23 protein-coding genes and 1 tRNA gene are annotated in these 19,449 nt (G+C 53.0%); 10 read left to right on the top strand and 14 right to left on the bottom strand.

Annotation, left to right across the window (positions count from 1 at the left end; genetic code table 11):
- Positions 1-17: 17 nt before the first annotated feature.
- Both QI197_05230 and QI197_05225 read right to left on the bottom strand, forming a co-directional pair.
- Positions 18-92, bottom strand: a tRNA-Arg gene (locus tag QI197_05230).
- A 42-nt stretch (positions 93-134) separates the two neighbouring features.
- Complete coding sequence (locus tag QI197_05225; GenBank protein MDK2372761.1) at positions 135-1,322, bottom strand: DedA family protein; 1,188 nt, start codon at positions 1,320-1,322, stop codon at positions 135-137.
- 46 nt (positions 1,323-1,368) lie between these two features.
- On the opposite strand from QI197_05225, the gene QI197_05220 reads away from it, so the two are divergent.
- Positions 1,369-2,169, top strand: coding sequence for a sugar phosphate isomerase/epimerase (locus QI197_05220; GenBank protein MDK2372760.1), 801 nt, complete (start codon positions 1,369-1,371; stop codon positions 2,167-2,169).
- Here QI197_05220 and QI197_05215 read toward each other — a convergent pair.
- Positions 2,146-2,712, bottom strand: coding sequence for a hypothetical protein (locus QI197_05215; GenBank protein MDK2372759.1), 567 nt, complete (start codon positions 2,710-2,712; stop codon positions 2,146-2,148). The two genes, QI197_05220 and QI197_05215, sit on opposite strands and share 24 nt — an antisense overlap.
- A 51-nt stretch (positions 2,713-2,763) precedes the next feature.
- On the opposite strand from QI197_05215, the gene QI197_05210 reads away from it, so the two are divergent.
- From QI197_05210 to QI197_05195, 4 genes are read left to right on the top strand one after another with little or no spacing between them, the layout of a single operon-like run.
- Entirely contained in the window at positions 2,764-3,618 is an 855-nt protein-coding gene (locus QI197_05210; GenBank protein MDK2372758.1) for a D-aminoacyl-tRNA deacylase, read from the top strand.
- Positions 3,575-3,937 carry a hypothetical protein gene (locus QI197_05205; GenBank protein ID MDK2372757.1) on the top strand — a complete coding sequence of 121 codons (363 nt, stop codon included), beginning with the start codon at positions 3,575-3,577 and terminating at the stop codon, positions 3,935-3,937. Before QI197_05210 ends, QI197_05205 begins: the two co-directional genes overlap by 44 nt.
- Positions 3,938-3,977: 40 nt before the next feature.
- Complete coding sequence (locus QI197_05200; protein ID MDK2372756.1) at positions 3,978-4,292, top strand: DUF211 domain-containing protein; 315 nt, start codon at positions 3,978-3,980, stop codon at positions 4,290-4,292.
- Entirely contained in the window at positions 4,255-5,607 is a 1,353-nt protein-coding gene (locus QI197_05195) for a tRNA (N(6)-L-threonylcarbamoyladenosine(37)-C(2))-methylthiotransferase (protein MDK2372755.1), read from the top strand. The genes QI197_05200 and QI197_05195 overlap by 38 nt, the downstream gene beginning before the upstream one ends.
- Positions 5,608-5,634: 27 nt before the next feature.
- Here QI197_05195 and speD read toward each other — a convergent pair whose 3' ends face one another.
- From speD to QI197_05180, 3 genes are read right to left on the bottom strand one after another with little or no spacing between them, the layout of a single operon-like run.
- Positions 5,635-6,003, bottom strand: a complete 369-nt coding sequence (gene speD, locus QI197_05190) for an adenosylmethionine decarboxylase (protein ID MDK2372754.1) — start codon at positions 6,001-6,003, stop codon at positions 5,635-5,637.
- Positions 5,993-6,664 (bottom strand): metal-dependent hydrolase, encoded by a 672-nt coding sequence (locus tag QI197_05185; protein MDK2372753.1) that lies wholly within the window; start codon positions 6,662-6,664, stop codon positions 5,993-5,995. Before QI197_05185 ends, speD begins: the two co-directional genes overlap by 11 nt.
- A gap of 40 nt (positions 6,665-6,704) precedes the next feature.
- The gene (locus tag QI197_05180) at positions 6,705-7,277 is read right to left on the bottom strand and encodes a HEAT repeat domain-containing protein (GenBank protein MDK2372752.1); all 573 of its coding nucleotides are present in this window, start codon (positions 7,275-7,277) and stop codon (positions 6,705-6,707) included.
- A 146-nt stretch (positions 7,278-7,423) separates the two neighbouring features.
- Here QI197_05180 and QI197_05175 point away from each other — a divergent pair, with 146 nt between their 5' ends.
- A complete protein-coding gene (locus tag QI197_05175) occupies positions 7,424-9,166 on the top strand; it encodes a radical SAM protein (GenBank protein MDK2372751.1) in 1,743 nt (580 codons plus the stop codon).
- 15 nt (positions 9,167-9,181) lie between these two features.
- Positions 9,182-10,330, top strand: coding sequence for an NAD(P)/FAD-dependent oxidoreductase (locus QI197_05170; GenBank protein ID MDK2372750.1), 1,149 nt, complete (start codon positions 9,182-9,184; stop codon positions 10,328-10,330).
- Here QI197_05170 and QI197_05165 read toward each other — a convergent pair.
- From QI197_05165 to QI197_05155, 3 genes are read right to left on the bottom strand one after another with little or no spacing between them, the layout of a single operon-like run.
- The gene (locus QI197_05165; GenBank protein ID MDK2372749.1) at positions 10,263-11,363 is read right to left on the bottom strand and encodes a hypothetical protein; all 1,101 of its coding nucleotides are present in this window, start codon (positions 11,361-11,363) and stop codon (positions 10,263-10,265) included. The genes QI197_05170 and QI197_05165 overlap by 68 nt on opposite strands.
- Positions 11,360-13,024: a PEP/pyruvate-binding domain-containing protein gene (locus QI197_05160; protein ID MDK2372748.1), complete on the bottom strand. Its 1,665-nt coding sequence runs from the start codon at positions 13,022-13,024 to the stop codon at positions 11,360-11,362. The genes QI197_05165 and QI197_05160 overlap by 4 nt, the downstream gene beginning before the upstream one ends.
- Before the next feature lie 4 nt (positions 13,025-13,028).
- A complete protein-coding gene (locus QI197_05155; protein ID MDK2372747.1) occupies positions 13,029-13,799 on the bottom strand; it encodes an SAM-dependent chlorinase/fluorinase in 771 nt (256 codons plus the stop codon).
- 53 nt (positions 13,800-13,852) lie between these two features.
- On the opposite strand from QI197_05155, the gene QI197_05150 reads away from it, so the two are divergent.
- Entirely contained in the window at positions 13,853-14,053 is a 201-nt protein-coding gene (locus tag QI197_05150; protein ID MDK2372746.1) for a hypothetical protein, read from the top strand.
- On the opposite strand, the gene thpR is transcribed toward QI197_05150, so the two are convergent.
- From thpR to QI197_05135, 3 genes are all read right to left on the bottom strand, one after another.
- The gene (gene thpR / locus QI197_05145) at positions 14,022-14,606 is read right to left on the bottom strand and encodes an RNA 2',3'-cyclic phosphodiesterase (protein MDK2372745.1); all 585 of its coding nucleotides are present in this window, start codon (positions 14,604-14,606) and stop codon (positions 14,022-14,024) included. The two genes, QI197_05150 and thpR, sit on opposite strands and share 32 nt — an antisense overlap.
- A gap of 13 nt (positions 14,607-14,619) precedes the next feature.
- The gene (locus QI197_05140; GenBank protein MDK2372744.1) at positions 14,620-14,976 is read right to left on the bottom strand and encodes a cupin domain-containing protein; all 357 of its coding nucleotides are present in this window, start codon (positions 14,974-14,976) and stop codon (positions 14,620-14,622) included.
- Between the two features lie 104 nt (positions 14,977-15,080).
- A complete protein-coding gene (locus tag QI197_05135; protein ID MDK2372743.1) occupies positions 15,081-15,968 on the bottom strand; it encodes a DHHA1 domain-containing protein in 888 nt (295 codons plus the stop codon).
- Between the two features lie 77 nt (positions 15,969-16,045).
- Here QI197_05135 and QI197_05130 point away from each other — a divergent pair, with 77 nt between their 5' ends.
- A complete protein-coding gene (locus QI197_05130) occupies positions 16,046-16,513 on the top strand; it encodes an FAD synthase (protein ID MDK2372742.1) in 468 nt (155 codons plus the stop codon).
- Here QI197_05130 and QI197_05125 read toward each other — a convergent pair.
- Positions 16,469-16,933 carry a hypothetical protein gene (locus tag QI197_05125; GenBank protein MDK2372741.1) on the bottom strand — a complete coding sequence of 155 codons (465 nt, stop codon included), beginning with the start codon at positions 16,931-16,933 and terminating at the stop codon, positions 16,469-16,471. The two genes, QI197_05130 and QI197_05125, sit on opposite strands and share 45 nt — an antisense overlap.
- 64 nt (positions 16,934-16,997) lie before the next feature.
- On the opposite strand from QI197_05125, the gene metG reads away from it, so the two are divergent.
- Positions 16,998-18,677, top strand: coding sequence for a methionine--tRNA ligase (gene metG, locus QI197_05120; protein ID MDK2372740.1), 1,680 nt, complete (start codon positions 16,998-17,000; stop codon positions 18,675-18,677).
- Here the strand turns inward: metG and QI197_05115 are convergent, their stop codons facing one another.
- Positions 18,678-19,382, bottom strand: coding sequence for a hypothetical protein (locus tag QI197_05115; GenBank protein ID MDK2372739.1), 705 nt, complete (start codon positions 19,380-19,382; stop codon positions 18,678-18,680).
- Positions 19,383-19,449 lie beyond the last annotated feature (67 nt).

Here is a 19,449-nt window from a genome sequence, read left to right as displayed (position 1 = left end):
CTCGTTTGACTGTGAAACGGGCCCGGGGGCACTTGATCCCCCGCCCCGCGGCGCCGAAGGCCGCCGCTCTACCCTTGCTGAGCTACGGGCCCCTAGGAGAAGGGATCCTTTGGGCTTAATAGTGTATCCCCTAGTCACTCCCCTTCCCCACCCTTAATCACCTGCCTACTGAAGAAGTAGGCCCCTATCAGCAGCATCACCACCGATAATACGAGCAAGGTCCAATCACCCTCGGCCAGCTTGGCTCCGACCAGACCGAAGAATGTAGCCCTTGGAACGATTGCCAGTATATTTGCCAATACGAATATGAGGAAATTCATCCCGACAGCTCCGGCCATGTAGGAGGTGACATCTAAGGGAAGGAACGGGATAAGCCTAGTTATGAAGACCAGCCAGCCGCCCCACCTGTCGAACCACAAGTAGACCTTCCTCAACAGGTCCTCCCTTATGTAGTACTCTAGGATCCTCTTCCCCAAAGCCCTAGCAATGAAGTAGTTGATGATCGAGCCTACAGCTATCCCCATACCACCATATATCCCCACCTCAACAGGACTCATGCCCAAAGCCCCAGCGGCGACTAGGACAGCATCTGCAGGTATGGGTGAGATCACAGCTTGGAGGACCATCGCAGCGAAGAGACCTATTGCGCCATATCTCCTGACGAAAGAAGAGATCTCCTCTGCCATGGCTTGGTAATGCCCCAGATGCTCTCCTATGAACCTGACTTGGTACACATTGCCGAGAAGGGCTGAGGAAATGAGGAAGCCAAAGCTGCTGGGCCTCATATTCAGTTTACTCAGGAGAATAGCGACCGCTAATCCCTCCAGCAAGTAGAGTCCCCAAAATGGAGAAGGGGGTCCAGTAGTCAGTTGAGCCAGTACGGGGGGTAGGGAGGCTATCGAGGAGATCGTTATGGCTCCCCTAATGGAGACCCCAGATGAGGTCAGCAAGGCCATGGAAAGGCCACTCCCCCCGAACCCTATCGAGCTCACGCCTTGAGCGAATCCAGACACGAAACCATCCATAGCATCAGGATTTCGGCCTTCTTCTACCGCGAGAAGCCCCCACCTGAGGAAAGCTACAGCTAAAAGTCCGATTAATGAGAGACCAGCTACTATTAACCCTCCTATAGTGGGATCGACGTGGTTGAGCCACACTCTCAGTATGAAGGTTAGTAGCGAGGAGGTCATCAGTGCAGATACCGCCGCCTTAGGCTCCAACCCCTCCCTGGCTAGATATATTCCTGGTATTCCGGCAAGGTGTCCCGAGGGAAGGGGCCATACGGGTATCCACTCTAGGAGCCCGGCGGCGTACTCTAGCATATGTAGGATGGTTAAGTTTCAAATATTAATAGTGGCTGGTGGCTTGATGGTCGACTTCACATACGGGGGGATGAATAACCCCCATAGAGACCTGATGGAGGAGATAGAATCCATCTTGGAGCTCGGTTTGGATTACGTGGAAATAACGGTCGAATGGCCCTACTCATGGGTCGACACGATTCTCAATCATATAGTCGAGCTGGATGATCTGGCCAGTTCTCACGACTCCTTTTACCTGATACATTCCCCTTGGTACTTGGAGATAGGCCATCCATACGATGAGGTTAGGAAGGGGGCCCTCAAGGAGGCTTTCAAGGTCTTAGATATCGCCGCCAGACTGGAATCCCCCTACGCAACCTTTCACCCCTTCACCCCCGGATGGCTAGCCGCCATCAGGGAGAAGGCTAGGGAGTTCAATGTAGCGGGTTTCAGGGAGCTGGTTGCATATTCCAAGGAGAAGGGGGTTCAGGTACTGGTCGAGAACGTGGATCATGGTGCCTTCAGGTCGCCCTCCGATATAAGGTACCTAGTGGATAACGTTCCAGAGCTGTTTGTCACCCTTGATATCGGACACACCTTCCTCAATGGAGGTGTGGATAAGCTCAAATCCTACATAAACAAGCTCGGCAGCGAGATCATGCACCTACACGCCCATGACAATGACCTCAATAGGGATCTTCACCTCCCCATAGGGGCTGGCAGGATACCATGGAATGAGGCTGTTGAGGAGATCAGGTCTTGGGGATACAAGGGTACGGTGACATTGGAGCCCCACGTATCGGACATTGACTACTTAAGGATATCTAGGGATAAACTCTCATCCTTACTTGAGTCTCCAAGCCACTAAACATGTGGCAGAGGTTATCAGGACAGAGACCACCATGCCCAGCAGGATCTGACCCAGTGTGTGGGAGCCCGATCTCCATCTAGACCAAGCTAAAACGGGGACCAAGGCCATCAGCAGCGCTCCTAGGGGATAATTCCCTAAGATCATTAAGAAGGTGGCCGGACCAGCTAGGCCCGCCATGTGAACACTCACCTTGGTGGCGCAGTGATTGATCACGGCTATTGCTAGGGTGACCGCCAGATAAGATAGGGAGAGAACGGCCATCGGGCATGAGCCCAATGATGTAAGCAATACAGTGGCTACGGAATAGCAGGCTATGGCCTGAGCGAAGAAGGGGCCTCTAGCGTACCTATCCGGGACGAGGATGTCCATCTCCCCTGAGAGGGACTTCTTCACGACATTGGCCACGGGACAGATGACTATCAACAGGAAGGACACTATGAGGCTCAAGAGATCTGGGTACATGGCATAGACTACTAGAGACGAGATGGCTGCTATGGTCACCGGTGACAGCAGCAGGGCTATGGCTCTGTGAGTGTCCATCGGTGGCCAATCCTAGGTTGATTTAAAAAAGAGTTTCCCCGCTTAAAACCTATGAAAACGAGAGTTTCCCTCCTTTACTCACTGAGAGATCCAGCAGGCAGGAACATGGCATCCGAGATAAGTGAGAGGTTGGGAGAGCAATTCGATCTGAGAGGCAAGGGCATAGAGTTGGTCAGCTTCGAGAGGGAGATTCTCTACGTAAGAAGCTGTGAGGAGCTTGGAGCCTCCGATTTTGACTACGTGGTGGTCCTCTCTAGGCATAGCGGTACCCCTCACAGACCCATACTTACTGCTCATGTCCCTGGGAACTTTGGTCGGGCTAGGTATGGGGGCGAGTCCTTCAAGCTGGGGATAGCAATACCCTCCCTCATGAAGGAGTACTTGATGGCCGCCTCTAAGAGGGTGGACGGGACGGGATATTCTGTGGGATTCGAGCCGACCCACCATGGTCCCACCATCGAAAAGCCCATAGCCTTCTTGGAGATAGGCTGCGATGAGAAAGCTTGGAACGATCCTAATGGAACAAGAATGGCAGCGGAATCCGTAATAGAGGCGCTGGAGAACTGGACCGCGGGTAAATACATCCCGACAATAGCTTTTGGTGGCCCACACGTGAACAACCACTTCACTAGGGTGGAACTCACGACGAAGTATGCGATCGGCCACACAGCGAGGAAGCTAGATGCCAGCTGGGTCGATGTCACCATGGTGAGGCAGGCGATCGAGAGGAACGGGGAACCGCCCGAAATAGCCATAGTCGATAACAAGGGTTTGAAGGGAGAGGATCGGGAGAGGATAGAGACGGCCTTAAGGGAGATCGGGCTGAGGATGGTCAGGGTAAAGAAACTCCTGAGGGAGGGAATTGAGGTCGGGGAAGCGCAGGGGGGTCAGGAGGAAGAGGTATAGAACCCCCTTCTTCTTCGATAGAACGGTTCCTAGAGACCTCTACTTCTCCATTCAGAGAAGACTGAACTATCTAGGATACGGAGCTGTCTGGCAACCAAGAAGCGCGGTTAAGGGCAGGAATAGGGATATAAGGGAGATACTAGATTACTGCGTGGCTAGGGGGATAAGACTGTACATCACATTTTCAAGGAGAATTACCATTCCACCTGAATACGAAAATAAAATAAAACTAATTAGGCTTAAAGGTGGAAGAAAGAAAACCATAAATAAGATTCTAGCTCTTTTATTTATGGAGCTCGCTTCTAGGGAAAAGAATTAATAAACCGGTGACCCATTGAACTCGGGGAGGATATAGGGAATTGCTGAGTTTCCGGCCTTCCGAGGATGAGGAAGGTGAAAGTAGACGTATCGTAGTCAGGAGACTCGTATTGGATGTAGTAAAGCCACACAACCCTAACATAGTCGACATGGCCGAGGGGCTCTCCGAGCTGAAGGGAGTCAAGAAGGTGGATATAGAGGTGAAGGATTACGACTCCACGATTGAGAGACTGAAGATAATCTTGGAGGGAGACGACCTAGACTACGACGAGATAGTGAAGGTGATCAGGTACTACGGGGGGAATGTGGCGAGCCTCGATGGGGTCACGGTCGAGACCGAGTCTGGATCGGAGTGAGTTCAGGTTCTATCTGGAGACCCACGGCTGCTCAATGAACAGATCAGACTCTCAAATAATGGAGAGTCTACTCAGGAGAGCGGGCTGGACTAGAGTGGATAGACCAGAGAGAGCTGACATTCTCATTCTGAACACTTGCAACGTGAAGACGCCCACAGAGCAGAGGATGCTTCACAGGGCCAAGGTACTATATAAGTACGGTCCCCTCATAGCGGCAGGATGCATGGCTAAGTCTCAACCCGCGCTGCTCAGGCCCTACTCTAAGGTCTTGGTGGCGCCCAGATCCATAGATAGCATTGTAGAGGCCGCATTCTTAGCTCTAGAGGGGAAAGAGGGGGAGTTCTTGGAGTGGAAGAGGCTGGATAAGGCCTCATATGACAGGGATCCCGCGGATCTAATCGGAATAGTTCCCATCGCCGAGGGCTGTCTAGGTTCCTGCACTTACTGCATAACTAAGCTGGCTAGGGGGAGGCTGACGAGCTTCTCCAAAGAGAGCATCATCGACAGGGTCCGGGACTTCCTGAACAAGGGTGCGGTGGAGATCTGGTTGACCGCCGAGGACACCGGAGTGTATGGTTGGGATATCGGGACCGATCTACCGGATCTGTTGGACGGTATCACCTCGCTTAAGGGGGAGTTCAGGATCAGGGTTGGAATGATGACCCCTAACTCCGCCCTGAGGATAGTTGATAGGCTGCTCGGCTCATTCGAGAGCCCTAAACTGTACAAATTCTTCCATTTACCGATTCAGAGTGGCTCAAACAGGATCCTCAGATTGATGGGGAGGGACTACACGGTAGAGGAGTTCATCTCCCTAGTGAAGCGCATAAGGGAGCGGTACGAGGACTCTACCATAAGCACTGACATCATAGTTGGATTCCCGGGGGAAACGGAGGAAGACTTCCAGCGGACCCTGAGGCTCTTAGAGGAGATAGAGCCGGATGTAGTGAACCTGAGCAGGTTCGGGCCCAGACCCAAGACGAAGGCCGCCTCATTACCCCAACTCCCCGCTAGCGTGATCAAGAGGAGAAGCAAGGTGGCGATGAAACTGATAGAGGAGATAAAAGAGAGGAGGAACGAGGGGTTTTTGGGGAGGGATCTGGTGGTACTCGCCTCAGAGATCACCCCTAAGGGGACTCAGGGTAGGACTCCTTCATACAAACCTGTGGCCTTGGGGCAGGTCGAACCCGGATACTTCTATGAGGTCGTAATCGAGGGCTTCAGGGGCAACTACTTGCTAGGGCGGGTTGTAAGGAGACTCGGGAGGGCGGGCCTCGGCTTGGAAGTTAAAGTCGAGGAGTGCCCGTATGGATAAGTCCCGTGAAAAAGGTAGATGAGGGGATCAAGACCTGTCTAACCCGCTCTTCACCTCCACCGCATTCTGCTGCTTGGGCTTAAACAGCTTAACTAGGGCCTTGTACACATTCCAAGCCCACGTCTCATCTGAGAACCCTACCACATTGACAGTAGCGTAGGAATGCTCCGGCCATGTGTGTATGGCTACATAACCCTTCCTCATCATGAGGAAGCCGCTTACGCCGTACGGCTCGAACTCGTGTACGTGTACGTGTACGCTCTCCTCTCCGACCTCCTCAGCTAACCTCCTCAGCATCTCTTCCATGAGAGAGGGGGAATCCAGTATCTCCCTATCCTCCACATCGTAGAGCTCCGCGATCACCTGCGTCTCCTTAGGCTCCACTTCAGAGTTCATAGCTCTCTCCCGGTTTCAGGGCTATCACTTCGCAGTCCAGACCCTTCTCCCTGAGCAACTCCCTCAGTTCCTCCGGTCTGCCCTTGAGGACCGGGAATGTCTCGTAGTGCATGGGGATAACCTTCTTAACTCCGAGAAGCTCGATAGCCTTGGCTGCCTCGAGGGGTCCCATCACGAAGTGACCACCTATGGGCAGAAGCGCCAGATCTGGCTTGTACAGCTCACCTATTAACTTCATGTCGTAGAAGACGCCCGTATCGCCAGCGTGGTAGATCCTCTTACCGTCTAACTCCACCACGACACCAGTAGGGGCTCCAACGGGACTGCTGTGGATGGCGTTCGTCAGGGCCATCTTCACTCCATCCACCTCGAAGAATCCACCTATGTTAGCTCCCACGGTCTTCTCGACACCTCTGTTTCCGGCCTCCATCGCGATCTCGTAGATGCTCACGATCGTCCCCCCATGGGACTTCGCAAGCTTAACTGCATCGTCGAGACCGTGATCCCCATGAGCGTGCGTCACCACGTAGATGTCAGCTCCCTTACACTGACCTATTGATATAGGGGACTGAGGGTTGCCCTCTATCCATGGATCTATGAGCACCCTCTTACTACCCTCCAGCAGGAAGGCCGAGTGCCCCAAGAATGTGACCTTGACCATCTTACCACCCCTCAGGGAGTCCCACGGAAAGAGATAACTCTTACTCCCGCCAACCCATCACGCGCTTCAGCCTCTCTAGGATGCCCCTTCTCCTTTCCCTCTTAGTATCCCTCTCTACCCTTGAGAGGGCCGTGAGGATTTTAGTCCTTACGGAGCTCCTCTTCTCAACCCTCAGCATCCCCGCTAGGAAGGCGAAGACGCCATCCTCAGACGCGTTCTTCGAGAGGGAAGTTACGAGGGCCTCCCTGACCTTAGGTGAGGGGTCCTCCCTGAATGTCCTCAGCAGCTCTAAGGGAACCTCCCCCTCGTCGAAGAGCTTGGAAGCGCACTTGAGGTATGCCACCCTCACCTCAGGATTGGGATCCTCAGCCCAGTTCCTCAACAATTCAATGGTCTCCCTATCACATATCTCACGGAGAACCAGCAGAGCGAGGTCCCCTAAGGCTCTATCGACGAGCTGTTTCCTCAGTATATTGAGAAGAGCGTCCTTAGTTAACTGCTTTGTAATGTATCCTTCGATGGCTTCAGCCAATCTGAGCATCTCGGAGGCCACGCGCTCGTCGCAGACACCTTCTCCCTCACATTCTCTTATAATCTTCAGAATAACATCCATCCCATTATCTAAATCTCCTGATAACAAATGTGAAATTAAATTATACAACACTTGAACGTAGTGCTCAAACCTTTCTGAAGCCATCTGACCTAACTGGCGCAAGCGTTTATTATAAGTTGACTCCCACTATCCCGCGGTGATAAAAGGTGGTTGTGGAAATACCGGCGCCGCGGTTCATCGAAGTCGATGGTAGGAAGATTGCAATAGGCGGTCCGCGGCCGAAGCTCAGGGAAGGGGAGAAATTACTCAGACATACATCATCGTTATGTCCCGTTTGCTATAGATTACTGCCCGCGATCATATTCGAGAGGGATGGGGCCGTCTACATAAGGAAGGAGTGCCCCGAGCACGGAGAGTTCGAAGACCTCTACTGGGGAGATGCTGAGATGTTCAGGAGGGCCATGGAGTTCGAGGTCCCCGGAAGGGGGATCTATCCCCCCCACACCGAACTCCTCGCCCCATGCCCCTTCTCCTGCGGCATATGCCCGGCCCACCAGAACACGACGGCCCTAGCGAACTTGGTGGTGACCAACAGGTGCAATCTCGATTGCTGGTACTGCTTTTTCTACGCCGAGAAGGCCGGTTACGTGTATGAGCCCACCTTGGAGGAGATAGATAAGATGGTAGATCTCCTCATAAAGGAGAAGCCGGCCCACGGGAATGCCATCCAGATAACGGGCGGAGAGCCCACCCTGAGGGAGGATCTGGTTGAGATAGTTAGGCTCCTCAGGAGGAAGGGCATCACTCACATACAACTCAACACCCAGGGCATCATCTTTGTGGAGAAACCTTGGCTCATGAGGGAGCTGAGAGAAGCGGGGGTCAACACTATATACATGAGCTTCGATGGGGTCACCCCTGAGGCCAACCCCAAGAACCACTGGGAGATCCCGTACATACTAGAGGCCGCCAGGAAGGCGGGCATGACGAGTTTAGTACTCGTTCCCACCGTGATAAAGGGGATAAATGATCACGAGGTAGGTGACATGGTCAGGTTCGCCGCCTACAATATAGATGTCGTCAGGGGAGTGAATTACCAGCCGGTCTCCCTCACCGGACAGATGCCCAAGGCCGAGAGGGAGAAGTATAGGATAACTATCCCAGATGTTATAAGGAAGATAGAGGAGCAGACCGATGGACAGATATACAGGGAGGCTTGGTATCCAGTTCCGTTCACCGTGGCCGTGAGCGAGTTCATCGAGGCCGTGACCGGCGAGCCCAAGCTCATGATGACCAATCACCCGGCCTGCGGGATGGCCACCTACGTCTTCCCAGTGTTCGAGAGGGTCGATGGTAAGAAGAGGGTAACTAGATTCATCCCGATAACGGACTTCGTCGATGTAGATGGATTCTATCAGTTCCTTAAGGAAAAGGCTAGGGAGATCAAGGAGAAGCGCAAGAATAAATGGCTCACTCTCCTCAAGGTGATCGCTAAACTCCCAAGTTTCATTGAGAAGGACAAGCAACCCCCGGGCATTAACCTCATCGGAATACTCAGGAAGATAATACTCCAGAGGAGCTATAAGGCGCTAGGGGAGTTCCACTACAAGTCGCTCTTCTTGGGAATGATGCACTTCATGGACCTGTACAACTACGATGTCCAGAGGGTGATGAGGTGTGACATACACTACCTCTCTCCCGATGGCAGGGTAATACCCTTCTGCACGTACAACGTACTCTCCGACCTCTACAGGGACAAGATAATCAAGGAGTACTCGATGAGCTTCGAGGAATACGAGCGCAAGTACGGAAAGGGATTGATAGGCGCTGAGAGTAAGTACAGGAGGGACATTCCAAAGCTGGAGAATACCGAGATATACGTAAGAACCTACGAGCCCTTCTTCCACAAGTTCAGAAGGCTCCCCGCTATAGTGAGGAAATCCCAGTGAGTCAAATTGTACGACGTGGCTGTGGTGGGTGCCGGCCCTACTGGGGCCGCCCTATCTCATTTCCTGTCCTCTAAGGGGTTCACGGTACTCGTCATAGAGAAGGATCCACAGCCTGGGATTAGAACCATCTGTGGCGAGTATCTGCCAGATCCAAGTTCACTCAAGTTGGAGGGAGAGGTCGCCTCGGCCTATTTGGACTTTTTCGAACCGTTCATCGTGCACAGAATGGAAAGGATAGTGATGGAGATAGGGAACAGGGAATTCGAGACCAATTATGCGGGATACTCCGTCGATAGGAGGGAGATGATCGTCTCTAGGCTAGAGGAGTCCTTGGCGGAGGGAGCCATCCTCAAAACTGGAGAGGCGTTCATCACGGCCCGGTCCGTGGATGATGCTTACGAGGTGAGGACATCCAAGGACAGGTACAGGGCGAGGTACTTGGTGGGGGCGGATGGATTCGATAGCAGAGTTGCCAAGCTGATAAACGGGAGTACAACACTCAGGTGCGACGATCTTGCGCTAGCCTTCTCCGCTGAGGTCACGATGGAGATGAATGATCCTGATGTGATGAGGTTAGTGATAAGCGAGTCATTGGCCCCAGGTACCTACGCTTGGGTTATCCCTAGATCCGAGAACACTGCGAACGTTGGGGTTGGTGTCAGGCTCAATATGATCAACGGGTTTGACCCCAAGAGGGCTCTTAAGGAACATCTTGCCAAGCTGAATGTAACGGTCGAACCTGAGCTCAGGGGTAGATACGTCCCGGCCGGGGGCATGCTAGGCAAGGTCCAAGAAGGGGGAATTTTCCTCGCAGGAGATGCGGCCGGCATGACGGTTCCCTCCAACGGTGGGGGCATGCATACGGGCATAATAGCCGCATACCTCCTAACCAGATCGCTGGCGGATGACAGGCCGGAGAAATACGTGCCCTCCGTTGACAGGTTAGTTAGGCCGATGGTGGACACGGGCCTCACCCACAGGAGGGCTGCCGACTTCTTGCTGAGGACTGGCCTCCTATGGAGGACCCTGAGGTTTCTACCCCACTCCTTGGTCGAGGAAGTGATAAGGGTGGAGCACGGGCCCTATTATCCCCTGCTCAAACTCCTTTCCTCGCTCTACGGACAAGTAAGGGGCAAAGTCGGTAGCTATCCAGCCTGTAGATAGGATCCTCGCACTCATCACATACTAGGACTACATCGAACTCGCTGGAATATGCCAGAGAACCCTCAATCGATGTGATTATCCCCCCTCCCCTCCTCAAGGAAGAGATGAGCCATCTGATCTCGTCCTTTATCTGGTACGGTGCTCTCTCCTCCGTGAGAGGACTGAGCAAGGGAGTTATAACCACGAAATCCCTCCTCTCATAGGTGACTGATTGGAGCAAGATAATCAAGGAGGTGGCAGCCTTGCCCGCAGTCGATAGCCCTGAGACATCTATTATCAGGACGCCCGCCACTTCGGGCAGCGCCTCATGCAGTAGAGATCCATCCTCACCGAACAGCTGTCTCAGCAGAGATCTCCCTGGCTCCGGGATCCTCATGTCATCAAGCAGTGAGATGTCACCCGTCTTCAGGACCCCACTTATAACGGAGGGATTCACTCCGCTCAGGTAAGAGAGGAGGAGAGATGCCGTCATGTAATAGGATGGCCCGAGACCACCTGCACGGCTGAATCTGAGATCTTCCGGCCTAGCGATCTTGATTTCAGCGTTTTTCAGCCTATCAGCAGCGTCACCGCTCCAGTCGACCAAGATCACCCTCCTATTGGTGGAGATGAGGGAGGCCAGTGATATCGCTAGGGAACTTGCCAGACCTACGGATTTGCAGACAGTTAGTACCGACTTGAACGAGAGAGATAACAGGTCCTGCTCACTCTGACGCTCGTCCTCTTCCCTCACCTCATCCCTAGAGATTGACATCGAGGAGATGAAGGTGAGCAGCAGCAATGGGGGGAATATTAGTGACCCCAAGGCTAGAGGGACGTAGTACCTCAGATCAACGTTACCTCTGATCCTGAAACCCAAATAGAAGAGAATACTAGCTATGGAGATGTTGATCAATCTTTGAGGCATCCTCACAGGCCATATCTTCGCAATCTCCACAGAGAGGAACAAGAATCCGAGTATCAGGAGTAGTAGGGATAGCACACCTACAGGCCCCCTGAAGACCCTCTTGAAAAGGGAGAGTAAGGAGATCACACCTCTAACTCTCCCCACTCGGATAGAAGTAGCTCTAGGTATCTGAGTTTCTCGAGGAGATACCTCATCTCAGCCCGGTGGATGACCCTCATTTGTCCCTCTACAGACTCAACGCCCAGCAGGAAGCCCTCCACCCCAGCGGACAGGGCCTCACGTATCAGATCAACCGAAGGAACCTCCTCATTCAGATCTACCATGAGATGGTCGAAGCGGGAGGCTAGGGAGAGGGATGCACTGAGCCCCTCGAGATTCACTGGCAGTACAGCGCCATCGTAGATGTCAGACAGCTCATCAGACATCAGCACCAATTCTGCCTTTCCTAAGTAGATTAGGAACTCAGAGCTCGGAGAAGACGCTGCAATAGAAAATAGCTTTTCTTTGGCTTCCTTAGGGTTATCCGCTAATACTAACACCTTAACCTCACCCAAATCCCCTATATTTGAGGGATCCCTCAAGATAACGATATGATCTCCGGGGCCCAATTTGCTCAGCTCGTCCACTTCCACAATCCTGCCGTCCACCAACCCCCTCGAGAGTTCCACAGGGTACCTGACGTAGATCTTAGAGGCCACCAACGCGACCGGAGAGACCCTAACCTCCCTCGGAGCTACCTTTCTTGGGCGAGTGAGGAGCTCTACCTCCTTCGTCGCCTCCTTTGATCTCTCCTCCTTAATTTCCCTGACTTCCCTCCTCTCCTCCAACCAATTCATGACCTTCCTCTCCAACGGCTTAATAGGCGGCCTCTCCGGCTCCTTGTGGGCCTGTATCACGAATAGAACGTCCGTGCCCTCCTGAATTATCCACTCCATAAGAGTGGGGGTCCCTAAGGTCAGTGAGAGATCGGAGGAGGTTCTAGCTATCTCCTCTACCTCCCCTCCCTTCACCGAGGGCTCCATCCACAGGTGATGGGGGACCTCCACCTCGCGTATGCCTTGGGGGCTGGGTAAGAGCTTAACCTTCTTCTCACTCAGCTCGCTCTCCACGACCTCCATGAGATCCATGCTGATCCTGAACCTGTCCTTCGGAACTCCATTCATCGATCCCCAAGTCGACTCAATTAGGATCTCATTTCTCCTCCTGGCGGGGCAGCAGATGGCGATCCCACTCGATCTCGGAAAGATGACCTTCTGTATCATTATCGCTAGGTCCAGATCCTCCGGATATACTCCGAGATCCATCATCCTAGCTATGGCCTTGAGTGAGAAGGAGCCGCCCAACACCCTCTGAATGGATCTCACGACCCCCTTTTTCGTTGGCTCATCATACCACACGCCCATCCTGCCCTTGAGGTCCCCGTCAACAAGCTCGGATGCGTATGGAGACGGTCTAGCGACTATCATTTTCTCGACATTACCGGCAATGGAGTCCATTATCCCATCCAACAGGTCCTCAGGAATCGATAGAGAGTTTATCTTGGATCTGACCTCCTTCTCAAGCTCAAAGGCCTTCTCCGGACTGTCCGAGTCCATTACTATCCTAGATAGCTTGAAGATGTCGTGCCTTATCCCGGACTCCGACATCAACTGGGATATCACATCGCTGGGTATTATGACGGTGAAAGGAACCCTAGCACCAGCGGTCTTCACCTTGGATAAGTTCCAAGCCTTCAATCCCACCTCCATCTCGGTGTGCTTGGGAACATCATCCAAACCGATTAGCAAGACATCACCTCCACCTGAACTCAATACTGTCACCCACATCGACCCCGAGGAAGTCGGCGGCGCTGCCCCTAGCTAACGAGAGCTCCAGCAGATCCGTGCTCCCTCTAATCATTAGGAGGCCTTTACCCCCGTAATGGGCGGATATCACAGCCTTGGCCCACGAATGCGGTGTAATCACTTCTATCTTCTCCGCGCCCACCTTGCCCCATCTCATGTTAGTTATCACGTTCCCGAAGCCATCCACGTTGAGTACTTCCCCCTTAAGGTATCCGTCTCCCTCCTCTACCTTCCACAGATCCAAAACCTCCATGGATCTCTTCCTGAATCCCAAGTCGTCTGGAGATTTGCCGCATGCTAACATAGCAGACACGGGAGCGAAAACATCTCTCCCATCGAAGGTGCCCGTCCTCCTCTCGGCGAGACCGGTCCCCATTATATCTATCTTGAAGATCTCGTACTCTCCCATCTCTTGGACCACTGGCCAAAAGAGACCGTTATCCGGACCCACAAAGGTGAGAGGACCGGCCTTCACTATTATTGGGTCCCTAGCAGTTCCCACCCCGGGATCCACAACTCCCAAGACGATGGATCCCTTCTCTATCCAACGGTACGCCTGCCAGAGGACGAATGCTCCGTGCTTTATGTTGAACTTCCTGATCCCGTGAGATATATCGACTAGATCGACCTTGGGGCACTGGGTACGGATCACTCCCTTCATTGCCCCTACGTAATAGTCCTCGGTACCGAAATCAGTGATGAGGTATATCGAGGTCATCGATTAGAAGGGGTACCATCCTTTTTAATTATGATATGGATTGACGGAGTGCTATGAGCCTAAAGGGTCTGCTGTTCTGGCTTGCTGGATCTCTAGCGCTCCTCCTATCCCTGTTCACGCTAGTTGCCGATGAGTCTACTCTCTTATTGATATTGAGATGTCTATCATTCGTTTCCCTGTTAGGAGTAGGAGTTCTGCTCCTCATAATCGCTAAGAAGCTGCTTACTCTCTCCCCACCTCCTCCCGCTGCCTAAGCTTGATGCTGTACAACGTCTCGTATATCGGTCCCTGCGAAGTTAGGGTGCTTTTCTTAAGCCTCACCTCATCGACATCTATGAATCCTATATCAAAATCCGAGATCCTCCTTATTATCTCAGGCAAATCGCCGGAGTAGCCTTTGACCCTAGCGATGGTTAGATGGGGCTCGAAACCCTTGGTCTCCCTCTTAAAGCCTAACTTGGCTAGAGACCTGTCGAGCTCCTTGGCCATCTCAATGAAGATATCTCTCCCCTCATCCACGCCTATCCACACGACGTTCGGCCTGCTCACCCTGGGAAAGGCGCCAACCCCCTTGAGGTGCATGGGAAAGGGTTCAAAGGATTCGAGCACCTCTCTCATGGTGGAAGCCACCAGTTCTATCCTCGATTCCTCGACATTACCCAAGAACTTCAAGGTTAAGTGGAGGTTCTGCCTTTCCACGGGTCTCAGCCTGGCGCTCGAGGAGAGGATCTCCTCCTGGACCCTGACTATCTTGGACACTATCTCGGGATCCTCGACATCTATGGCGATGAAGCTGCGTATCCCCACTATCTTCCCTCCTTCACCTGAGCTCTGGAGGTACGCCCTCGTTAGGTATCATACAGAGAAACAGGATCTCCTCGTACGCGAAATACTCGTGAGGAAGATCGGGAGGTACGTATATAGCATTCCCTTCCTTGACTTCGAATTCCTGATCCCCGATCCTTATCTTCCCCCTCCCCTTCAGTACAAGGATCTCGTGCTCCCATGGGTGGCTGTGCTCAGGTATGTGCCCTCCAGCCTCCACCCTGAACATCCTCATCGAGAAGTTGGGTGTCCCGTCCTTAGGGGAGAACACCCACCTGATGTAGGTCTTCTCAGCTTGAGGGACCGGTTGGAACGGGATGGAATCGACATCCTTGATAACGGGCCGGGACATATGCCTCAGGGTCGGTGCAACGTATAAAGATGGGGGCTCAGTCCTAAAGCGTATAATCACCCCTCATAGATCACCTCCGACATCATCGCCCCATCTAATGGGCATCAAACCGTTATTAACTCGAACTTCATCTTAGACCTTACTATGGCGAGCAGGTCCTCCATCCCCGAGGGCATTATCAACGCACCGGCGGCGTTTCTGTGGCCGCCCCCTCCTAATCTCTCAGCCACTTCTAGGGCCGAGAGCGGGGAATCTTCTCGACTCCTTAAGGAGAGCCTCAGGGCCCCATCCGATCCGGTGGTGATGGTCCCGAAGAACTTGTATCTCTTAGCCGCTAGTTGTATGACGGGCACTAAGTAGGATGGGAGGCTCTCTATCCTCACCAAGAGAGCTTCCCCTCCCTCCAGAGATAGTAACTCCCTCAATCGGTCCCCGTACTCCCTCCATATGAGATCCACTTCCCTCCTCACCGCAGGAAGGTCAATCAGCTCATCACTTGTCGTGGGAGGGTGTAGCAAGAGATCCCTCGCAACTTTGATGAGATAAGGCCTCTTTCTCTTGAAGATCTTCCTGATGGCGGCCGTGAAGAGGGCGGAGGACATATCTAGGTTACCCGTATCTGTCTGATCAACTAGATCTACGGTACGAGAGAGATCCTCCACTTGAGGTTCGCACTCCCTCAGTATGTCATACAGGAGCCTCGCCGTGGACGGATACTCCGGCCTGAGAAAGGCCGTTCCCACCCTGTCAAGGAGGGTGAGGTTGGACTCGTGATGATCCACGAGTATTCTAGTACCGCCCCTCGGGGGAGGCAGGTCTAGGACTATATCGAAGCTCTCTAGCGACTCCCTTATCTCGTAGGGCGCGGAGAAGTGGATCTCGAGGTCCTCCGGATGTATCAATGCCATGAGGGAGGCTGAGAATAGACCATCTAGGTCCTCCCCGTGGCTAGCTACCTTGATCTTTCCACCCTTCGAGACCAGCTCGAACATTCCACCGGCTCTCCCCTTCTCAGATCCATCGCGCGTATCGACTTTAAAACATTAACAGGGTGAGTGCGTAGAGAGTGATGGGACGCAGGGTCTTGGTGGCTGGCACATTCGACCTGATCCACGAGGGTCATATCAAGATGCTATGGGAAGCTAAGAAACTCGCCGGCAAGGATGGGGAGCTCGTGGTGGTCATCGCGAGAGACGATAATGTGATGAGGTTCAAGGGAAGATTCCCAGTGATAAGAGAGTCGTCTAGGGCCTACATAGTGAAAAACCTGAAACCGGTCGATCGAGTCGTTCTGGGTGAGAAAGAACCCTTAGACTCCATAGTGAAGATAAGACCGGACGTAATAGCCCTAGGATACGATCAATGGGCCGAGGAGAGATGGCTTAGGGAAGAGCTGAGGAAGAGAGGTATGGAGATCGAAGTGGTGAGGCTTCCGAGGTTCGGGGACAGCTCAAGTTCCTCGATAATCGATAAGATAGTGAGACTGTTCTGTTCAGACAAGGAGCCTCGAAATGGCGGAGGAGAGTCTAAGAGCTAGAGCTTCTGCTTCTCCCCTGTCGATCAAACCATTTTCCACATCCAGCTTGGTCCACAGCTCCGCCCCGATTTCCTTGACCTCCTCACTCCCCCTCCACCTCCTCATGAGTGAGAAGGCGAGATCTATGAGATCCCTAACTATTCCACAGGCGGTCTCCTGAACTCCATCTTCCGTGTCGTAACATAACCTGACTCCCAGCGGTATCAGGTAAGACAGGCCGCACACCAATGTCCTGAGATCACCACCCTTCCAATCCTTCAGGTGACCTACTAGCTCGAAGAACAGATACCTGAGATAACCCTCGGCCCTGCTTAGCTTTCTCACCCTCTCCTTCGGATCCTCCTCCCTCAAGAGGTCCTCGACGCAGGAGAGGAACTCCTCGTTCACCTCATAGATGCAGGAGTTCACATCTTCAACCATAGTGATCCATGCTGAATTGAGCACAGGCTTAAAATTCTTGATAGCGCCATTTGCGGGAGCGAAGATGAGGTGGATAGTGGCCTCGGCATGGCCCTACATAAATGCTGTGCCCCATCTGGGCACCCTCATACAAGTACTCTCCTCCGATGTGTACGCTAGGTACAGGAGGAAGAAAGGGGACTCGGTGGTCTTTGTATCAGGTTCCGACGAGCATGGAACTCCCATAGAAATAGAGGCGATAAGGAAAGGGATAAGTCCTAAGGAGCTCACTGACAAGATGCATTCTTACGTCTCGGATCTCTTCAATAGGTTCGGAATAAGCTACGACAACTACACGAGAACGGAGAGCCCCACCCATGTGAAGTTCGTTCAGGAGTTCTACATGAGGATCTACGAGAACGGGCACCTATTCGAGAAGGAGACGGAACAGCTTTACTGCCCCAACGACAAGATGTTCCTGCCCGATAGGTTCGTGATCGGGACGTGCCCCTACTGCGGGTACGAGAAGGCCCACGGCGACCAGTGCGATAGGTGCGGGAGGCTCCTGAACCCGACAGATCTGATCAACCCGAGGTGTGCCATATGCGGTGCTGAACCGGAACTCAGGAGGACGAAGCACTGGTTCTTCGATCTACCCAAATTCTCCGGTAAACTCAAGGAGTACGTAGAGTCGAACGAGCAGCTTCCAGATAACGCGAGGTCCATGTCCCTCTCAATGATAGAGGACGGCCTGAAACCCAGATCAATAACTAGGGATAACAAGTGGGGTATCCCAGCTCCCTTCCCCGGGGCCGAGGGGAAGACGATCTACGTGTGGATGGAAGCGGTTTTGGGCTACGTCTCAGCGGTGAAGGAGCACTTCGAGAGACTCGGCAAACCTGAGGAGTTCAACGAGTTCTGGAAGGGGAAGGACACCAAATCGATCTACTTCATAGGGAAGGACAACATACCCTTCCACACCCTGATATTCCCAGCGCTGCTAATGGCTAGTGAGGAAGGGTACGTCCTGCCCTACAACGTGGCCTCCACGGAATTCCTTCTCTTCGAGGGGGAGAAATTCTCCAAGAGGGAGAGGATAGGTATATGGCTAGACGAGGCCCTAGCCCTGCTTCCCGCCGATTACTGGCGTTTCTACATGATATACATAAGGCCCGAGACAAAGGACGCCAACTTCGCTTGGGACGACATGGTGGCCAAGATCAACGACGAGCTGAACGATACCTTAGGCAATTTGATCCACAGAGTGCTCTCCTTCATCAAGTCGAGGTACAATGGGATCGTTCCAGATGCCCAGCTCGACGAGGAGTCGGAGAAAATGCTGAAGGAAGCTAAGGAGATAGCTGAAAGGGTAGAGGACAACTTAGAGAGGGTCAGGTTGAGGGACGCCCTCAAGGAATTCCTAGAGATGGCGCGGCTCGGAAACAGGTTCTTCAACAGCAGGGAGCCTTGGAGGGATATAAGGAAGAACAAACCACGCGCTGACTCCACCGTGATCGCCTCATTCAATCTGCTGAAGGCTATGGCCTCCTACATGCATATATTCATGCCCTTCTCGGCTGAGAAGCTGTGGAGGATGATGGGTCTTGACGGTGAACCCGCGCCCTTCTCTGAAGCATTCAACATCGTAACCGGAGTCCAGCTGGGGGAAGTGGAACCCCTGTTCCACAAGGTCAATAAGGAGGAGTTGCAGGAAAAGCTGGAGGAAGTCCGAGAGAGGGGAGAGGTTCTCTCGGCTAGAGAATGATTAGCTCCCCTTCTCAACCCTCACCCTTATCTCGACCTCTCCAGAGGCTATGGGATGTCCCGGCTTCAGCGCCTGCACCACTACTACGTAGGTGGTGTCCTCGGTCACATTAGCGCTCCAATCCAAGACGGCCTTGCCCTCAGAATCAGTATGAGTCACGGAGGTCACGGTGGCGTTGGGTCCCATGGTGAGGGCTATGAGCTTGGCCCCCTTGACGGGCTTCCCCTCCATCGTTACGGTAGCATACACCTTACTGGAGACGGTGGTGTACTGCTTCTCAGCCGTCACATTGATGAAGGCGGACAGGTTTTCCTCCGTCTCTAGGGTAATGTTCAGAGGAGCGCCCCCGAACACGTTGAAATAGGCATCTTCCTCGACGGTGCTACCGAGATTTGCCACCACCCTCAGCGAATAGTGGCCTATTCTGTACCTTCCTTCATCGATCGGGATGGTAGCGCTCACTACTTTGCTTGGTTGCAGGCTCTTGGACTCTATGGTCATGTTCCTCTCGAGGTCCACGACATCCACTCTTACGGATGACGGAGGGCTGGGAAAAGACACTGTGAACCGGAGTTCTCCCCCTAAGGGGACCGTATCCTTGTTAAGAGAGATCTTGAACTTAGGTGCCGTTACCACCGGCCAAGATAGGAGCAGAGCCACGAAGACGAGATTTAGCAGTAGAACTATCTTGGTCTTGGTCTCCATTCCTCGGTCCCATGGTAGGGAAACCTCCCTTAATTAATGATTATCGTTCCCACGAACTTTTATTTTC

The sequence above is a fragment of the Thermoproteota archaeon genome, assembly GCA_030130125.1.
In the GTDB taxonomy this organism is placed as follows: domain Archaea; phylum Korarchaeota; class Korarchaeia; order Korarchaeales; family Korarchaeaceae; genus Korarchaeum.
The sequence above is the reverse complement of the archived record's forward strand: the minus strand, read 5'-3'. Positions and strand labels throughout refer to the sequence as shown.